We start from the raw sequence: 16,533 nt of genomic DNA on the forward strand, positions 1-16,533 counted from the left end.
GTGAGGCCCGTCACTCGACCACGTGCCGCCCCTCGGGCCGGGCGCTGCACGAGGCCTGGAAGGCGCAGTGGGCGCAGTGCTGGCCGGTGCTCGGGGTGAAGCGTTCGTCGAGGACCTTGCCGGCCGCCGTGGCGAGCAGGTCGCCGACCCACTCCCCCTCCAGCGGCTGCTGGGCCTGCACCTTGGGCAGGGTCTCCCCGCCGTCCCGTCCGGCGGCGCCCTGGCGCAGCTGGACCAGCTCGGCACCCCCCGTCTCGGGGCGTTTGCCGTCGAACACCTCGTCGACTGCGCCCTCCTGGACGGCGAGCTGGTAGACGGCGAGCTGGGGGTGGCGGGCCACCTCGGCGGAGCTGGGGGCCTGTTTCCCGGTCTTGAAGTCGACGACGTAGGCGCGGCCCTCGCCGTCGGTCTCGACGCGGTCCATCTGGCCGCGGATGCGGACCTCGTAGTCGCCGGCCGCGAGGCTCACGTCGAAGTCGTGCTCGCTGGCCACCGGGGTGCGTCCGGCGCGGTCCATGACGTGCCACTGCAGGAAGCGTTCGAGTGCCACGCGCGCGTTCTGCTTCTCCTGCTGCGACTTCCACGGTGCGTCGAAGGCGAGCGCGTTCCACACGGAGTCGAGGCGTTCCATGAGGACGGCGAGGTCGGCCGGGGTGTGCCCGGAGGCCACCTCGTCGGCGAGGACGTGCACCACGTTGCCGAAGCCCTGGGCGGCGGTCGCGGGTGCGTCGGCCTTCACCTCCCGGCCGAGGAACCACTGCAGGGCGCAGGTGTGGGCGAGCTGGTCCAGGGCGCTGCCGGAGAGCACGACGGGCTGGTCGCGGCTGCGCAGCGGCACCTTGCTCCGGGTGGGTTCGTACATGCCCCACCAGCGGTAGGGGTGGGCGGACGGCACCAGGGGGCGTCCGTCCTCGTCGGCGAGGGCGGCGAGCCGGGCGAGCCGGTGGGCGGCGGCCTCCCTGAGGGTGTCGGAGACGCGCGGGTCGACCGTGGTGGCGCGCAGTTCGGCGACGAGCGCGGCGACGGACAGCGGGCGGCGCGGGCGGCCGGTGACGTCCTTGGGCTCGACGCCGAGTTCGGTCAGGAAGCGGGAGGGCTGGTCGCCGTCGTCGGCGGGGGCCTTCACGGCCGTCACGACGAGGCGTTCCCGCGCGCGGGTGGCCGCCACGTAGAACAGCCGGCGTTCCTCGGCGAGGAGCGCGCCGGGGGTGAGCGGTTCGGCGAGTCCGTCGCGGCCGATGCGGTCGGCCTCCAGCAGGGAGCCGCGGCGGCGCAGGTCGGGCCAGAGGCCCTCCTGGACGCCGGCCACGACGACCAGCCGCCACTCCAGGCCCTTGGCGCGGTGCGCGGTCATCAGGCGTACGGCGTCGGGGCGTACGGCGCGTCGGGTGAGGGTGTCGGCGGCGATGTCCTCGGCGTCGATCTCCTCCAGGAAGTTCAGGGCGCCCCGGCCGCCGATGCGTTCCTCGGCGCGGGCGGCGGTCGCGAACAGGGCGCACACCGCGTCGAGGTCCCGGTCGGCGTGGCGTCCGGCGGCGCCGCCCCGGCGGGCGGCGCGTTCCAGGCGTGCGGGCCACGGGGTGCCGTCCCACAGGTCCCACAGCGCCTCCTCGGCGGTGCCGCCGTCGGCGAGGCGTGCGCGGGCCGTGCGCAGCAGCGCGCCGAGCCGCTGGGCGCCGCGCGCGTACGTGGGGTCGTGCACGACCAGCCGCTCGGGTTCGGCCAGCGCGCGTGCGAGGAGTTCGTCCGAGGGCGGTGGCAGGGGGTTGCCCGCGGCCCGCTCCTCCTCGCGCAGGGCCCGGCCGAGGCGGCGCAGGTCCGCGGCGTCCATGCCGGCGAGGGGGGAGGTGAGCAGGGTGAGGGCGGTTTCGGTGTCGAGCCAGCGGGGCTCTTGCCGGACCTGCTCCTGCGGCTGCTCCTGCTCCTGTCCCTGCCCCTGCCCCGGCTCCGGGTTCCGTCCCCTCTCCTGCTCCTGCTCCCGCTCTCGTCCCGGGCCGTCGGCCGCCTCCGCCGTCGCCACCGCCCGCAGGGCCGTCAGCAGCGGGGTCACCGCCGGTTCGTGGCGCAGGGGGAGGTCGTCGCCGTCGACGTCCACCGGGACGCCGGCCGAGGTGAGGGCGCGGCGGACGACGGGGAGGGTGCGGGAGCCGGCCCGCACCAGGACGGCCATGTCGCTCCAGGCGACGCCGTCCTCCAGGTGGGCCCTGCGCAGGATGTCGGCGATGTTGTCCAGTTCCGTACCGGGGGTCGGGTACGTGTAGACCTCGGCCCGGCCGCCGTCCCGGGCCGGTGTGAGTTCCCGGTGGGCGCGGACCTTCTCGGCGGGGAGGCGGGTCAGCGGCATGCGCTGGGTGACCAGGCGGGTGGCGGACAGCAGGGCCGCGCCGGAGCGGCGCGAGACCCGGAGCACCTCGACCGGGGCCGGGCGGCCGTCCGCGCGGGGGAACGCCTCGGGGAAGTCCAGGATGCCGTTCACGTCCGCGCCCCGGAAGGCGTAGATCGACTGGTCCGGGTCGCCGAACGCGACCAGGGTGCGGCCGCCGCCGGCCAGCGCGTGCAGCAGTCGCACCTGGGCCGGGTCGGTGTCCTGGTACTCGTCGACGTACACGGCGTCGTACCGCGCGGCGAGCTGCCGGGCGATCTCGGGGCGGCGGGCGAGGAGCACCGCGCGGTGGACCAGTTCGGCGTAGTCGAGCACGCCCTGCAGGTCGAGGACGTCGAGGTACTCGGCGAGGAAGGCGGAGGCGGCACGCCAGTCGGGGCGTCCGATGCGGCGGGCGAAGGCGTCCAGGGCGTCGGGGCCGAGGCCCAGTTCACGGCTGCGGGCGAGCACCGCGCGGACCTCGTCGGCGAAGCCGCGGGTGGTCAGGCAGGCCCGCAGTTCGTCCGGCCAGCGCACGTGTGCCAGACCGAGGCGTTCGAGGTCCGTCTGGCCGGCCAGCAGCTCACGGACGGTGACGTCCTGTTCGGGGCCCGAGAGCAGGCGCAGCGGTTCCACGAAGAGATCGCTGTCCTGGTGGGCGCGGATCAGGGCGTAGCAGAACGAGTGGAACGTGGTCGCCTGCGGGGCGCGTGCGGCTCCTGTCCGCAGGGCCATGCGGTCGCGCAGCTCGACGGCCGCCCGGCGGCTGAACGTCAGCACGAGGATGCGTTCGGCATCACCTCCACGGGCGATACGCGCGGCCACGGACTCGACGAGCGTGGTCGTTTTCCCGGTGCCCGGACCTGCGAGAACGATCATCGGTCCGGTCTCGTGGTCAACCACGGAGCGCTGCGCGGCGTCCAGTCGTGGGGGAGTCTTGCGAGCCGGCGGGGTACGGACCAGCCGATGAGCGCCACGGGCCCCCCGCCGCACCTGGGGGTGCGACAGGCCGTTGGTGGAGAAAGAGGAGCTCACGTGGTTCGCCGGTCCTGGTGGGTGTGCTGGTTGCCGTTCCACCGTGTGGGGTGGGCGGTGGCCGCGGGGTCGGAGAGACACCTGCTGGTGACGCTAGACCGACGGGGAGTGCGGAAGCAGGGCCTCCGTATTTTCCCTCCCGACGCTCGCGGCACGCGTGTCACTCGCCCCACGAACGTACGTCATGGCACGGTCGTGCCCCGTTTCCCCCATACGGATCACAGGTCGCACGGCGGTGTGTCCGATGCCGGAAGCTGGCTGGTGTGACCCTCCCCGTGGCCGCCGTCCCACCGTGCGCGCCTCATCTCGAGGCGCGGCTGGTGTCCTTCCGCGGCCCGGCTCGCCTCCTTGAGCGGAGTGCCCTCCGCGCGGTAGTGGCCGAGGGCTCTCAGCTCGTGTCCCGGCAGCAGCACACCGTCCGCGCGGACGACACGCCACCACGGGACGGCTCCGCCGTAGAGCGCCATCACACGTCCCACCTGGCGCGGGCCGCCCTCCCCCAGCCACTCGGCCACGTCGCCGTACGTCATGACGCGGCCCGGCGGGATCCGCTCGGCCACCTCGAGGACCCGCTCGGCGTACTCGGGCAGGGCGTCCGCGTGCCGGGGGCCGGTGCCGGACGGGAGGCTCTCCTGACTCATCCGACCCATCCTGCACCACCCCACCGACAACGCGGCCGACCGTGTGACGGGTACGCGCGCGTGCGTATGCCTCGCCCGGGGACCGCGCTTCGGGCAGACTGTGCGGCTCCGCAGGGGGACCCTGATGCCCCCTTGTGGCGGTACGGCATGCCACCATCGTGCGGGTGGTGACTGGTGATACGAGAGCAAGAAGAGGCGATGGAACAGCAGGGTGCGCACCCCGGGGACGCGGCGGGCACCTCTGACGCCTCGTCGCATCCGGACACCGGGAACACCGGCCCGCAGGACGCCGACGCGCAGGCCGCCGGCACCGAGGCGGTGGGAAAGCAGGCCGCTCCGGGCCCTCCCGACGGCACGGACAGGACAGACAAAACGGAAGGGGCGGGCGGCGCCGGCGTCACCGATCCGGCGCACAGCGACGAGGTCGAGGGCGACGAGCCCCTGCTCCCCGCGCGCGTGCACCGCCCGTCCGATCTCATGCGACTGCTCGTCGGTGTACTCGCCGTCGGGGCCCTGCTGGCGGTCGCCGCCTTCGCCCACGGCACCACCTCGGGGCTGGAACAGGACATCACCAAGGGCACCGGCCAGGCGCCCGACCTGCTCATCAAGATCGCCGGTCTGGCCTCCAGCATCGCGATCCTGCTCGTACCGGTGGCCTTCGCCATCGAACGGCTGATCAAACGGGACGGACTGCGCATCGCCGACGGGGTGCTCGCCGCCGTCCTCGCGCACGGCGTGACACTCGCCACCGACCTGTGGGTCGCGCGGGCCGCACCCGGCTCGATCCAGGATGCGCTGACCCAGCCCTCCCCCGGCGACATACACGTTCTCACCGACCCGGTGCACGGCTACCTGGCTCCGGTCATCGCCTACATGACGGCCGTCGGCATGTCCCGCAGACCCAGATGGCGCACGGTGCTGTGGGTCGTGCTGCTTCTCGACGCCTTCTCGATGCTCGTCACCGGGTACACGACTCCGTTCTCCATCATCCTGACGGTGCTGATCGGCTGGACCGTCGCCTACGGCACCCTCTACGCGGTCGGTTCGCCCAATGTGCGCCCCACCGGACAGACCCTGATGGCGGGCCTGCGGACCGTCGGCTTCCGTCCCGTGAGCGCGTCCCGCCAGGAAGCCCCGGACGCCGTCGAGGCCGGGGACCGGGGCCGCCGCTACTTCGTCACCCTGGAGGACGGTCCGCCGCTGGACGTGACGGTGGTCGACCGTGAGCAGCAGGCACAGGGCTTCTTCTACCGCACGTGGCGCAATCTGACCCTGCGCGGCTTCGCCACCCGCAGCAGTCTCCAGTCCCTGCGCCAGGCGCTGGAGCAGGAGGCGCTGCTGGCGTACGCGGCCATCGCGGCCGGTGCCAACGCGCCCAAGCTGATCGCGACCTCCGAGCTCGGCCCCGACGCGGTGATGCTCGTCTACGAGCACAGCGGCGGGCGCGCCCTGGACTCGCTGCCGGACGAGGAGATCACCGACGAGCTGCTGCGCGGCGCCTGGCGTCAGGTGCAGGCGTTGCAGTCCCGCCGGATCGCGCACCGCAGGCTGGTCGGTGACGCGATCCTGGTGGATCGTTCCGGCAAGGTGATCCTCACCGACCTGCGCGTCGGTGAGATCGCCGCCGGCGATCTGCTGCTGCGCATGGACGTCTCCCAGCTGCTGGTGACCCTCGGGCTCAGGGTGGGCGCCGAACGGGCGGTGGCCTCCGCGCTGAGCGTGCTCGGCCCCGACGCCGTGGCGGACTGCCTGCCGATGCTCCAGCCCATCGCGCTGAGCCGCTCCACCCGCGGGACCCTGCGCCGGCTCGCCCGGGAACGGGCGCACCGCGACCGTGAGGCGGTCCTGGAGGCCTCCCGGCAGGCCAAGCTGCTCCGCGCGGAACAGGCCGCGGCGGACCAGGCCGAGGGGCCTGCGACCGGGTCCACCGCGGCCGGGAAGCCGGACAAGAAGACCGTGCGGGCGGAGCAGCGGGCCGAGAAGCGGGCCATCGACGAGGCGCTGGAGGAGGCCCGCGAGGAGGACCTGCTCACGCAGATCCGGCACGAGGTGCTGCGGATCAGGCCGCAGGCGCCGGTGGAGCCGGCCCGGCTGGAGCGGGTGCGTCCGCGCACGCTGATCAGTTTCATCGCCGGTGCCATCGGCGGGTACTTCCTGCTGACGCAGCTCACCCACATCGAGTTCGGGCCGCTGATCTCCAACGCGGAGTGGGGCTGGGTGGTGGCGGCCGTGCTGTTCTCGGCGGCCAGCTACTTCGCCGCCGCCCTGGCGCTGCTGGGGTTCGTCCCGGAGCGGGTGCCGTTCGTCAGGACGGTGGCGGCGCAGGTCGCCGGTTCCTTCGTGAAGATCGTCGCCCCGGCGGCGGTGGGCGGTGTCGCCCTGAACACCCGGTTCCTCCAGCGTGCCGGGGTGCGGCCGGGACTCGCCGTGGCCAGTGTCGGCGCCTCGCAGTTGTTCGGGCTGGGCTGCCACATCCTGATGCTGCTGGCGTTCGGTTATCTGACCGGGACCGAGAAGACGCCCTCACTGTCGCCGTCCCGCACGGTCATCGCGGGTCTGCTGACGGTGGCGGTGCTGGTGCTCGTGGTGACCTCGGTGCCGTTCCTGCGGAAGTTCGTCGTCACGCGCGTGCGGTCGCTGTTCGCGGGTGTCGTGCCGCGGATGCTCGACGTGCTGCAGCGTCCGCAGAAGCTGGCCACCGGCATCGGCGGCATGCTGCTGCTGACCGCCTGCTTCGTGCTGTGCCTGTACGCCTCCGTCCGGGCGTTCGGCGACGGGACGACGTCGGTCAGCCTCGCCGGCGTGGCGGTGGTCTTCCTCGCGGGCAACGCGCTGGGGTCGGCGGCTCCCACCCCGGGAGGTGTGGGCGCGGTCGAGGCGACTCTGACGGTCGGTCTGATCGCGGTCGGTCTGCCCAGCGAGGTCGCCGCGCCGGCGGTGCTGCTGTTCCGGCTGCTGACGCTGTGGCTGCCGGTACTCCCGGGCTGGCTGGCCTTCAACCACCTCACCCGCAAGGAAGCGCTGTAGTCCGCTGTCAACCGCTGTGGTCCGCTGCGGCTCAAGGAGGCGCGCCAAACGGGGACCGTCTGCTCCTGTTCCCCGCGAAATAGCAGGTCAGAGGGTTATCCACAGGTTTCCCGCACGAACCCGGGATCTGCCTACCATGGCCTGACCGCCATCCGCCGCACGGCGCGGACGGCCCGCGAGGGGGATGTGGCACATGACGCGTTTCGCACGGTGGACGGCTCTGGCGGTCTCCGCCGCGCTCCTGGCGGCGGGGTGCAGCGGCGGCTCGTCCGATGACGAGAGGGACGGGACGGCGTTCGGCTGGGGGCGCTGCGAGGCCTCCGACGGCGCGCCCGCACCCGGCGCCGACTGGCAGTGCGGCACGCTCGAGGTGCCGCTCGACTGGGCGAAACCGGACGGCGAGACGATCGAACTGGCCCTGATCCGGGCGAAGGCCACGGGGGACGACCGCCTCGGGTCACTGCTGTTCAACTTCGGCGGTCCCGGCGGCTCCGGCGTGTCGATGATGCCCGCCTACGCCCCGAACGTCTCGAAGCTGCGTGAGCGGTACGACCTGGTGAGCTGGGACCCGCGGGGAGTGGCCGCCAGCGAGGGCGTCCGCTGCCGGGAGGACGAGGAGATCCAGGCGGCCGAGTCGGTGGACACCACCCCGGACACCCCGGCCGAGGAGCGGGCCTACTTCCGGGACGCCGCGGACTTCGGGCAGGGCTGCCAGGAGGCGGCCGGAAAGCTGCTGGCACACGTGTCGACCACCGACACCGCCCGCGACCTGGACCGCATCCGGCGGACGCTCGGCGACGACAGGCTGAACTACTTCGGGATCTCGTACGGCACCGAGCTCGGCGGGGTCTACGCCCACCTGTTCCCCGAGAAGGTGGGCCGGATGAACCTCGACGCGGTCGTCGACCCGACCGCCGACACGATGGGGCACGCCAAGAACCAGGCGCGCGGTTTCCAGCGCGCGCTGGAGAACTATCTGAGGTCCACCGGCCGGGATCCCGAGCAGGGGACCCGTGAGATCGCCCAGCTGCTGGACCGGATCGACGCCGAGCCGCTGCCCACGTCCTCGGCCGGCCGGGAACTGACCCAGACGCTGGCGCTGACCGGCATCGTCCTCCCGCTGTACACCAAGGAGGGCTGGCCCGCGCTGACCGGTGCCCTGCAGGCCGCGGAAAAGGGAGACGGCTCGGCACTCCTCGCCCTGGCCGACGGCTACAACGAGCGCGACGCGTCGGGCCGCTACAGCACGACGACCCACTCGCAGCGGGTCATATCGTGCTCGGACGCCAAGCAGCGGCCGACGGCGGCGCAGACAAAGAAGCTGCTGCCGGAGTTCGAGCGGATCTCGCCGGTGTTCGGGCCGTTCCTCGGCTGGGACACGGCGGGCTGGTGCCACGACTGGCCGGTGCCGGGCCGACACGACACCCCGGAGGTGAGCGCGCCGGGCGCGGCGCCGATCCTGGTGATCGGCAACACCGGCGACCCGGCCACCCCGTACGAGGGTGCCCGGCGGATGGCGGACGAGCTGGGCGAGGACGTGGGGGTCGTGCTCACCTGGAAGGGCGAGGGCCACGGCGCGTACGGCAGTGGGAGCGACTGCGTCGACTCCACCGTGAACGCGTATCTGCTGGACGGCACGGTGCCGAAGGACGGCAAGGTCTGCTCATGACGACGGCGGGGGTCTCACGCACCCGTGGTGCGCGAGACCCCCGCCTCGGTCTCTCGTCCGGATCAGGCCGGCATCGCGGTGGTGGACCGGGGTCAGTAGATCGGCTTCGACGGCTCGATCTGGTTGACCCAGCCGACCACGCCGCCGCCGAGGTGGACGGCGTCGGCGAAGCCCGCGGACTTCAGGACCGCGAGGACTTCCGCACTGCGGACACCCGTCTTGCAGTTCAAGACGATCTTCTTGTCCTGCGGCAGGCTCTCCAGGGCGTTGCCCATGAGGAACTCGTTCTTCGGGATCAGCCGGGCGCCGGGGATGGAGACGATCTCGAACTCGTTCGGCTCACGGACGTCGATGAGCTCGATGTTCTCACCCTCGTCGATCCACTCCTTGAGCTGCTTGGGAGTGATCGTGGAGTCGGCGGCCGCCGCCTGGGCCTCCTCGGAGACGACGCCGCAGAAGGCCTCGTAGTCGATGAGCTCGGTGACGGTCGGGTTCTCGCCGCAGACCGCGCAGTCGGGGTCCTTGCGGACCTTGACCTGGCGGTACTGCATCTCCAGGGCGTCGTAGATCATCAGGCGGCCGACCAGCGGCTCACCGATGCCGGCGAGGAGCTTGATGCCCTCGTTGGCCTGGATGGAGCCGATCGACGCGCACAGCACGCCCAGGACGCCGCCCTCGGCGCAGGAGGGGACCATGCCGGGGGGCGGGGGCTCCGGGTAGAGGCAGCGGTAGCAGGGACCGTGCTCGGACCAGAAGACGGAGGCCTGGCCGTCGAAGCGGTAGATCGAACCCCAGACGTAGGGCTTGTTCAGCAGCACGCACGCGTCGTTGACCAGGTAGCGGGTCGCGAAGTTGTCCGTGCCGTCGATGATCAGGTCGTACTCGCTGAAGATGCCCATCACGTTGTCGGACTCGAGCCGCTCTTCGTGCAGGACCACGTTCACGTACGGGTTGATGCCCTTGATCGTGTCCCGTGCGGACTCGGCCTTCGGCCGGCCGATGTCGGCCTGGCTGTGGATGACCTGCCGCTGCAGGTTCGACTCGTCGACCTCGTCGAACTCCACGATGCCGAGCGTGCCCACGCCCGCCGCGGCCATGTACATCAGTCCTGGCGAACCCAGGCCGCCGGCGCCGACGAACAGCACCTTGGCGTTCTTCAGCCGCTTCTGCCCGTCCATCCCCACATCGGGGATGATCAGGTGGCGGGAGTACCTGCGAACCTCGTCTACGGTGAGCTCGGGGGCCGGCTCGACCAGGGGTGGCAACGACACGGGGACTCCGTTGGTCGGTCAATCACTACGGTTGTTCTCCCCCCAACACTGCCACGGCCTTTTTCATTCCGAGACACCCATCCCGATGCGCGAGACGAGATCGTCCCAGTAGCCGGGCAGCGGTTCCCAGGGGTCGGTCCGGCCGTCACGGGCCGTGCGGTCGGTGAGGTAGACGGTCGCGGCGCCCTGCCAGCGGGCGATGCGCAGCGCCTCCTCCAGGTGCGGTCCGGGCACTCCGTGGACGAAGTGGCAGAACCGCTCGGGCGGATGGTCGGCGGTCCACTCCGCCACCTGCGACCAGCGGTAGTCGCTCCACGGGCCGGAGAAGGTGACCAGTTGGTCCGCGATCTCGGCGTGGCCCGGGTACGGGTGGGTGCCGTGGCCGAGGACGATGTGGGCATCGTCACGGATCACGCGGAGTGCGCCGACCGTCCGCCGGACCTCGGGGAGCGCGGCCCGGTCCGCGGGGCAGCGGTCCAGGAGGAATCCGTCGACCTGGTACCAGTCGATGAACCGGTGGGCCTTGGAGATCAGCTCGCCGGAGCCGCTCAGACCGTAGGCCGAGTCGAGATGGCCCAGGACGCGGACACCGGCGTTGCGCAGCCGGCCGGCTGCCTCCAGGCAGTGCGGGTCGGGTCGCACGCCGGGACCGTTGGCCACGTTCAGAACGACCCAGTGCAGAGGGCCCCCGGCCCCCGGGCGGGTGAGCGCGTTCCACTCGGCCGGGGCGAGGAGGGGGTGCGCCAGACCGGGGACGCCGAAGCCGGTACGGACGCCGGTATCAGTGCCGGTGCCGGCTCCGGCCTCGGGGATCAGATACGACACGCCGCCTCCATCCAGATGTCGGCGAGGGACTCCTCGAGGTTGATCCTGGGGCGCCAGCCGAGCCGGTCGCGCGCGGTGCGCACGTCCGCCTGCTGCCAGCTGCCGCAGCCGTCCGGGTACGGGTACGCGACCGACGCCGCGTGGTGGTCGGACTCGCTCCGCGGGTGGCCGATGCCCGGCCTGAGATGCGGGGTGTGGGCGGTATGGCCCGTGTGGGTGGCGTGGGTGGTGTGGATGCCGTGGGCGGCCTGGACACCGGGCGGGCCGTCGAGTTCGTGGAGGACCCCGCCGTATCCGGCCACGCGGGCGAGGACCGCGGCGGCGTCCCGCAGGCGGACGGCACGGCCCGAGCCGATGTTGATGACCCCCTGCGCGGCGGAGAGCGAGGCGGCGTGCACGGCACGGGCCACGTCCCGGACGTCGACGAAGTCGCGCTGGGCACCGAGACCGCCGAGCTTCAGCTCGCCCTCGCCGGACTGCATGGCGCGCCGCATCGCCTCGGCGAGGCGGCCGAGCGGGGAGCCGGCGGGGGTGCCGGGCCCCGCGGGTGAGAAGACCCGCAGGACCACGGCGTCCAGCCCGGAGCCGAGAACCAGTTCGGTCGCGGCGAGCTTGCTGACGCCGTACGGGCCACCGGGACGGGGGACGGCGTCCTCCGCCGTGGAGGAACCGGGCTGGCTGGGGCCGTACTCCGCGCTGCAGCCGATCTGCACGAGGCGGGCGCCGCAGCCGCTGCGGCGCAGGGCCTCGCACACGGTGGCGACGGCGACGGTGTTGTGCCGGGTGAGTTCCCGGGCCCCGCCACGGGTGGCACCGGCGCAGTTGACCACCACACCGGGGTGGACGGCGTCGAGGAACCGGGTGAGCGCGCCGGGGCTGCCGGTGGCGAGGTCGAAGCGGACGTCGGCGTCGTCGCCGCGGCCGAGGACGGTGAGCTGGACGGCCGGGTCGGCGAGCAGACGGTCGGCGACGAAACGGCCGATGTACCCGTTGGCTCCGATCAGCAGGACTCTCATCGGGCGGCTCCTGTGGCGGCCGGGGCCGCTGGGCGGGTGGTCATGTGGGATCTCCTTGCAGGGGTGCCTGCGGCCGGACGTGCGCCGAGGCTCGGGGGAGTGTGCGGGTTGCGTGGATCAGGAGGGTCAGGGCCGCCGCGCCACAGGTGAGGGCGGGGACCGCGGCGGGACCCCAGGCTGCGACCAGGCTTTCCACGGGGGTGGCCAGCGCGCCGCAGCCGGGGAGGCGGGCCGCGAAGACCGTGGCCGGGGCGGCTGCCTGGGCCAGGACGGCGGCGACGAGGACCACCTTCGGGGCACGGGTGAAGCCGTGGAGGGCGAGGAGGCGGGCCAGGAAGAGGAGGGCGCCCAGGGAGAGCACCTCGAAGGGGGTGAAGGGCTCGTCCAGGGCCGTGGCGCAGAGGGAGAGGAGAACGGCCAGAGCACACAGGAACAGTGCGAGGACGCCGAACAGCAGGGGGCGGACCGAGGCGGTGAAGTCTTCGAGGCCTCGGCTGGTCGCGAGTCCGCGGCGGGCCCGTGCGGTGAACAGGCCCGCGCCCCAGGCGCCGGGAGCGCAGGCCAGGGTGAGCGCCAGGACCGGGGCGACGGTGAGCGGCCAGTCTCCGTCGACGGCGCCGGTGGGCGGGCCGTCGGGGCCACCGGCGATCGCGGTGTGGAGCAGGCCGTCGCCCAGGACGGCGTAGCCGATGAGCCAGCAGGTCCACGTCGCCGTACCGGGGGCGGGTGGGCGGGCGGCGCCGAGCGGGCCCCGGCGCAGGACCGCGCGTGCGGCCAGGGCGACGGCGAGCACGCCCACGGCGACCGCGTAGAGGCGGGTCTGGCCGTGGGTGAGGCGCAGGGCGGTCACCGACGCCACACCGAGGGCCCCGGGGAGCAGCGTGAGGGCGATCCAGCCGACGCGGATCTCGGGGGCGGCGGTGGCGGAGGGGCCGGGGGCGTCGTGGTCGCGGGGGATCCGGGCGTACAGCTCCTCCGCGAGGGAGAAGACGTCCCGGTGCCGGAAGCGTGCGGCGGTCCGGTCGGTGACGCCGTGCGCCTCCAGGCCCGCCGCGATCTCCAGGGGGTCCACGGCACGTTCGCACAGCTCTCGGTGGCGGTGCAGCAGCGCCTTCACGGGGTCGGCGGTGCCCGGGCGGGTGGCGGCGGGCCGGGCCGGGTCCCGGTCCAGTTCGTCGAGTCCGGTCATCGTGCCGCCTCCGTCGCGGGGACCAGTGGAGTGGCCGGCACCGGGGTGGCCGACGCCGGGGTGGGCGGCCTCAGGACGTCCGTGGCCCGCTCGGGGGTGCCGGTGGCCCAGGCGGGGGCGGTGCGGAACGGCGGGCGGGAGGCGGGGCCGGTCCGGTCGACGGGGACGTGGACCTCGGCGGGGGTGGCGAAGGGCAGGGGGTCACCGGTGTCGTTCAGCAGGACGCGGTGGACCGGGCTGTGCGCCGCGATCTCCAGGTACAGGTCGTGGAACGCGGCGACGTTCTGCTCGACGGTGAACAGTTCGAGTGCGCGGGCGCGCGCGGCGGCGCCGAGGCGCGCCCGGCGCTCGGGGTCGCGCAGCAGCGCGACGCATGCCTCGGCGAGCGCCCGCGGGTCGCGGGGCGGTACGACGAGACCGGTTCCGCCGATGACCTCGACCACCGCGCCGACGTCCGTGGACACCGTCGCGCGGGCGGAGAGCATCGCCTCGACGAGACCGTCCGGGAACCCCTCGACGACACTCGACAGGACGATCACGGCGCCCGAGGCGTACGCCTCGGCCCGGACGGCGGGTTCCGGGCCGCCGATCTCCTCGAAGGACACCGGACCGGTGCCGGCGGGGTGCGGGCCGCCCTCGGCTCCGCCCGGGAAGAGGCGCGCGGCCAACGCCCGGCAGTGCTCCAGGTAGGCGGCGCCCACCGGGCCGGCCGGTCCGCCGATGATCCGCAGGCGGGCTCCGGGCACCTCGGCGCGGATGCCGGAGAACGCGTGCAGCAGGGAGACCAGGTCCTTGGCGGGCTCCACCCGGCCGGTCCACACGAGGGTGTCCGGGTTCGCGTGCTCCGGGGACTCCTCCGCCTCCACGAAGGGCGTGGCGTCCATTCCGGGGTGGACGGTGCGGATCCTCGCCCGGTCGGCACCGCAGCGTTCCTGCCAGCGACGGGCGTGGGTGTTGCCCGGGGTGACGAACGCGGCCCGCCGGTAGGTCTCGGCGGCGAGCCGGCCGTGGAAGGCCGCGAGCAGGGACCGGACCGCCGGTGGGGCGTCCGGGCGGGTCAGGTAGTGCGTGCGCAGCCGCACGCCGTACTCGGTCACCAGCAGGGGGACGTCGAAGAAGTGTCCGGCGAGCAGGCCCGGCAGGGCGGCCGTGCCGCCGGAGGCGGCGTGACACAGGTCGACCGCGCCGAGCCCGTCCTCCTCGTACCAGTCGAGCGAGAGGGGGCGCAGGGCGTGCTGCAGACGGGCGGCCACGGTCAGCAGGTCCGGTACCCGGGCCTCCCGCGCGGCGCGCAGCACGCGGGGCGCGCGACAGGCGCGTTCCAGGATGCGTACGGCGGTCTCGGAGCGGAGGGCGGCGTCGAGACCGCCCTCGTCGTGGGCCAGTTCGGCGAGGCCGTACAGAGCGTGGGCGAAACGGTCCGCCTCGGCCGGGGCGCGGGTCGCCGCGGGGTCCGCCGCGCTGAGCACGGCGGCGAGTTCGCCGTAGTGCTCGGTGAATCGCCGGCGCGCGCGCCTGCCGTGCACCACCCCGTCGTCCTCGGTCGTCCACAGCGGCGCGGTGCGCACCCTGGTGACCTGCGGCGGCAGCGGTACCCAGCCGGCGTCTTCCTGGGCCTGGCTGCGGCTGAACGCGTAGACGTCGAACTCGTGGTGCCCGAGTCCGCGCACGAGACGGTCGCACCAGAGTCCGGCGTCACCGCCCACATACGGATAGCCACCCTCCGTAAGCAGTCCGATGCGCACGAGTGCACCCCCGATCTCCCGTATGGGGAGCCGCCGTTGGTCCGACGGCTCGCAGCGGGACGAACGTATGCGGACAAGGTGGGGGTGTGATGGACGGTTGTCCGTCGCACCATCAAAAGGGGTGAACGGTCGTAACTTTCCCGCACGGGACGCGTTCGGTCGCGCTATGCGATCAGATGTGCGATCGACCGGCGCCGGACGCGACCGGCGTGCCTGGCCGGGGCGTCAGCCCTTCGGATAGGGCCAGGGGTTCGGCCGGCAGCTGATTCCGCCGTGGTCGAGGAACTTGGTCTGCTGCTGCATGACCGGGGCCAGATCGCCGTCCTTGTCGCAGGTGAGGTGGTTGTACCCCAGGCGGTGGCCGATCTCGTGGTTGATCAGCATCTGCCGGTAGGCGAGAAGCTCCTCGCCGTACGTCTCGGCGCCCTGCGCCCACCGGAACGCGTTGATCATCACGCGCTCGGTGGCCGCCGAGTCGCAGGAGACGTTGTCCACCGTGGTGTCGAGTCCGGACCTGGCGCACCAGTCGGCGGTCGTCCCGGGGCTGGCGAGCGTGATGACGAAGTCGGGGCGGCCCGAGTGGATGCGCTCGAAGGCACGGGCGCCGTTGTGCGACCAGCTGCGGTTGTCGTCGAGCGTCCGCCGCACCGCCTCGGCGAAGAGTTCGCCGTCGAGGCCGAGCCCCTGCTCCACATCGACGCGGTAGGTGAGCTTCTGCCCCGTGCCCCGCGCCTTGTCGATCCCGGGGATCGCGTCGAACTTCCCCGAACCCGCGAGGGAGTCGGCGATCGGGTACTTCTTCTCCATCTTCTGCTCGTACGTCAACGGCACGGCGTCGGACGGCGCCTCCGAGGCCTCGTCCCGCCCGGCCCCGCGCGAGCCGGAGTCCCGGATGTCGCGCGCCGACTGGTCGATGGCGGACTGCGCCTGTACGTCGTCGGCGGCGGCGTCGGGTTCGTCGGCGACCTGGCCCGCCACGACGACGGCCAGCACGGTGGTCACGGCGGCGGCCGCGATCCCGGTGAACGCGCGCCCCTTGGCGCCCTTGGTCTCCGCCGGCGCTCCGGCGGGTGACGCGTCGTCACGGTCGGCCGGGGCACGGGCTGCCGACGCGGTGTCCCCACCGGTGACGGCGGCGTAGGGGTCCGTCGCGTACGCGGAGTCCGTCGCGAAGGTCCGGTGGGCCGGGTCGCGGGGCGTGAAGAGGCCGCCCTCCTCGCCGAAGGCGTCGAGGTAGTCCTGTCGCGGTCCGCGCGGATCGCGGGGTCCGCGCGGACCCCGCGCTTCCCACGGCCCCTCGAAAGGCGCCTGGCGCTGTCGCGGCAGGGACACGCCCCCGTCGGCCGGCCCGGGATGCCCCGGGTACCCGGGATACCCGGCTCCCGGGTGCGGCCCCCTCAACTCGCCCCAGCCACCGCCGGGTTCCCGCTGCTCGGGATGCCCGCCATCACGGACGCGCGGAACGCCGTGGACGGGGGTGCCGTCGGGCATGCGCGGCACTCCGGGCGCGGGTGTCCCGTCCGGGAGCCACCCGTCCGGCAGACGTGGCGCCCCGTGAACAGGAGGCCCGTACCCCGCGGGCGGACCGTGGTCCGGCGCTCCACGGCTCGGCGGAACCAGGCCGTCCGGGCGGGCTCCTCCCCGGCCGTCACTGCCCCGGCCGCCCCGGGACCTCCGGTCGGCACGTGCCGCCGGATCCGCGGCGCCCCCCTTGGGGGCGGGTCCGCGACGGCTGTGGCGTCCCACCTGGTGC

The 16,533-nt window shown here is 73.4% G+C and carries 10 protein-coding genes; 2 read left to right on the forward strand and 8 right to left on the reverse strand.

Going from position 1 to position 16,533, the window contains the following annotated elements; translation table 11 throughout:
- Positions 1-10: 10 nt before the first annotated feature.
- Both ACTWJ9_RS10485 and ACTWJ9_RS10490 read right to left on the reverse strand, forming a co-directional pair.
- A complete protein-coding gene (locus ACTWJ9_RS10485; protein ID WP_443295614.1) occupies positions 11-3,397 on the reverse strand; it encodes an ATP-dependent helicase in 3,387 nt (1,128 codons plus the stop codon).
- Between the two features lie 218 nt (positions 3,398-3,615).
- Complete coding sequence (locus tag ACTWJ9_RS10490) at positions 3,616-4,038, reverse strand: MGMT family protein (protein ID WP_279333968.1); 423 nt, start codon at positions 4,036-4,038, stop codon at positions 3,616-3,618.
- 198 nt (positions 4,039-4,236) lie between these two features.
- Between ACTWJ9_RS10490 and ACTWJ9_RS10495 the strand changes: the two genes are divergently transcribed.
- The gene (locus ACTWJ9_RS10495) at positions 4,237-7,065 is read left to right on the forward strand and encodes a lysylphosphatidylglycerol synthase transmembrane domain-containing protein (protein WP_279333969.1); all 2,829 of its coding nucleotides are present in this window, start codon (positions 4,237-4,239) and stop codon (positions 7,063-7,065) included.
- Positions 7,066-7,258: 193 nt separating this feature from the next.
- Complete coding sequence (locus ACTWJ9_RS10500; protein ID WP_279333970.1) at positions 7,259-8,734, forward strand: alpha/beta hydrolase; 1,476 nt, start codon at positions 7,259-7,261, stop codon at positions 8,732-8,734.
- A gap of 92 nt (positions 8,735-8,826) precedes the next feature.
- Here ACTWJ9_RS10500 and moeZ read toward each other — a convergent pair whose 3' ends face one another.
- The 6 genes from moeZ to ACTWJ9_RS10530 all read right to left on the reverse strand — a co-directional run bounded on the left by moeZ (position 8,827) and on the right by ACTWJ9_RS10530 (position 16,526).
- Positions 8,827-10,005, reverse strand: coding sequence for an adenylyltransferase/sulfurtransferase MoeZ (moeZ, locus tag ACTWJ9_RS10505; RefSeq protein WP_388702796.1), 1,179 nt, complete (start codon positions 10,003-10,005; stop codon positions 8,827-8,829).
- Between the two features lie 63 nt (positions 10,006-10,068).
- A complete protein-coding gene (locus ACTWJ9_RS10510; protein WP_387038565.1) occupies positions 10,069-10,830 on the reverse strand; it encodes a spherulation-specific family 4 protein in 762 nt (253 codons plus the stop codon).
- The gene (locus ACTWJ9_RS10515) at positions 10,818-11,846 is read right to left on the reverse strand and encodes an NAD-dependent epimerase/dehydratase family protein (protein ID WP_279333972.1); all 1,029 of its coding nucleotides are present in this window, start codon (positions 11,844-11,846) and stop codon (positions 10,818-10,820) included. The genes ACTWJ9_RS10510 and ACTWJ9_RS10515 overlap by 13 nt, the downstream gene beginning before the upstream one ends.
- Before the next feature lie 40 nt (positions 11,847-11,886).
- Complete coding sequence (locus ACTWJ9_RS10520) at positions 11,887-13,035, reverse strand: hypothetical protein (RefSeq protein WP_279333973.1); 1,149 nt, start codon at positions 13,033-13,035, stop codon at positions 11,887-11,889.
- On the reverse strand, positions 13,032-14,780 hold the full coding sequence (locus tag ACTWJ9_RS10525; RefSeq protein ID WP_387038560.1) for a DUF3492 domain-containing protein: 1,749 nt from the start codon (positions 14,778-14,780) through the stop codon (positions 13,032-13,034). The genes ACTWJ9_RS10520 and ACTWJ9_RS10525 overlap by 4 nt, the downstream gene beginning before the upstream one ends.
- Before the next feature lie 225 nt (positions 14,781-15,005).
- Positions 15,006-16,526 (reverse strand): DUF3152 domain-containing protein, encoded by a 1,521-nt coding sequence (locus ACTWJ9_RS10530; RefSeq protein ID WP_279333975.1) that lies wholly within the window; start codon positions 16,524-16,526, stop codon positions 15,006-15,008.
- Between the last annotated feature and the right edge of the window lie 7 nt (positions 16,527-16,533).

The organism is Streptomyces sp. GDS52, from assembly GCF_052246875.1.
GTDB lineage: Bacteria > Actinomycetota > Actinomycetes > Streptomycetales > Streptomycetaceae > Streptomyces > Streptomyces cathayae.

What these genes read in the sequence shown, in the direction of transcription:
- ACTWJ9_RS10495 (WP_279333969.1), top strand. Translation starts at nt 4,237, where the DNA reads ATGGAACAGCAGGGTGCGCACCCCGGGGACGCGGCGGGCACCTCTGAC.
- ACTWJ9_RS10520 (WP_279333973.1), bottom strand. Translation starts at nt 13,035, where the DNA reads ATGACCGGACTCGACGAACTGGACCGGGACCCGGCCCGGCCCGCCGCC.
- ACTWJ9_RS10500 (WP_279333970.1), top strand. Translation starts at nt 7,259, where the DNA reads ATGACGCGTTTCGCACGGTGGACGGCTCTGGCGGTCTCCGCCGCGCTC.
- ACTWJ9_RS10490 (WP_279333968.1), bottom strand. Translation starts at nt 4,038, where the DNA reads ATGAGTCAGGAGAGCCTCCCGTCCGGCACCGGCCCCCGGCACGCGGAC.
- ACTWJ9_RS10515 (WP_279333972.1), bottom strand. Translation starts at nt 11,846, where the DNA reads ATGAGAGTCCTGCTGATCGGAGCCAACGGGTACATCGGCCGTTTCGTC.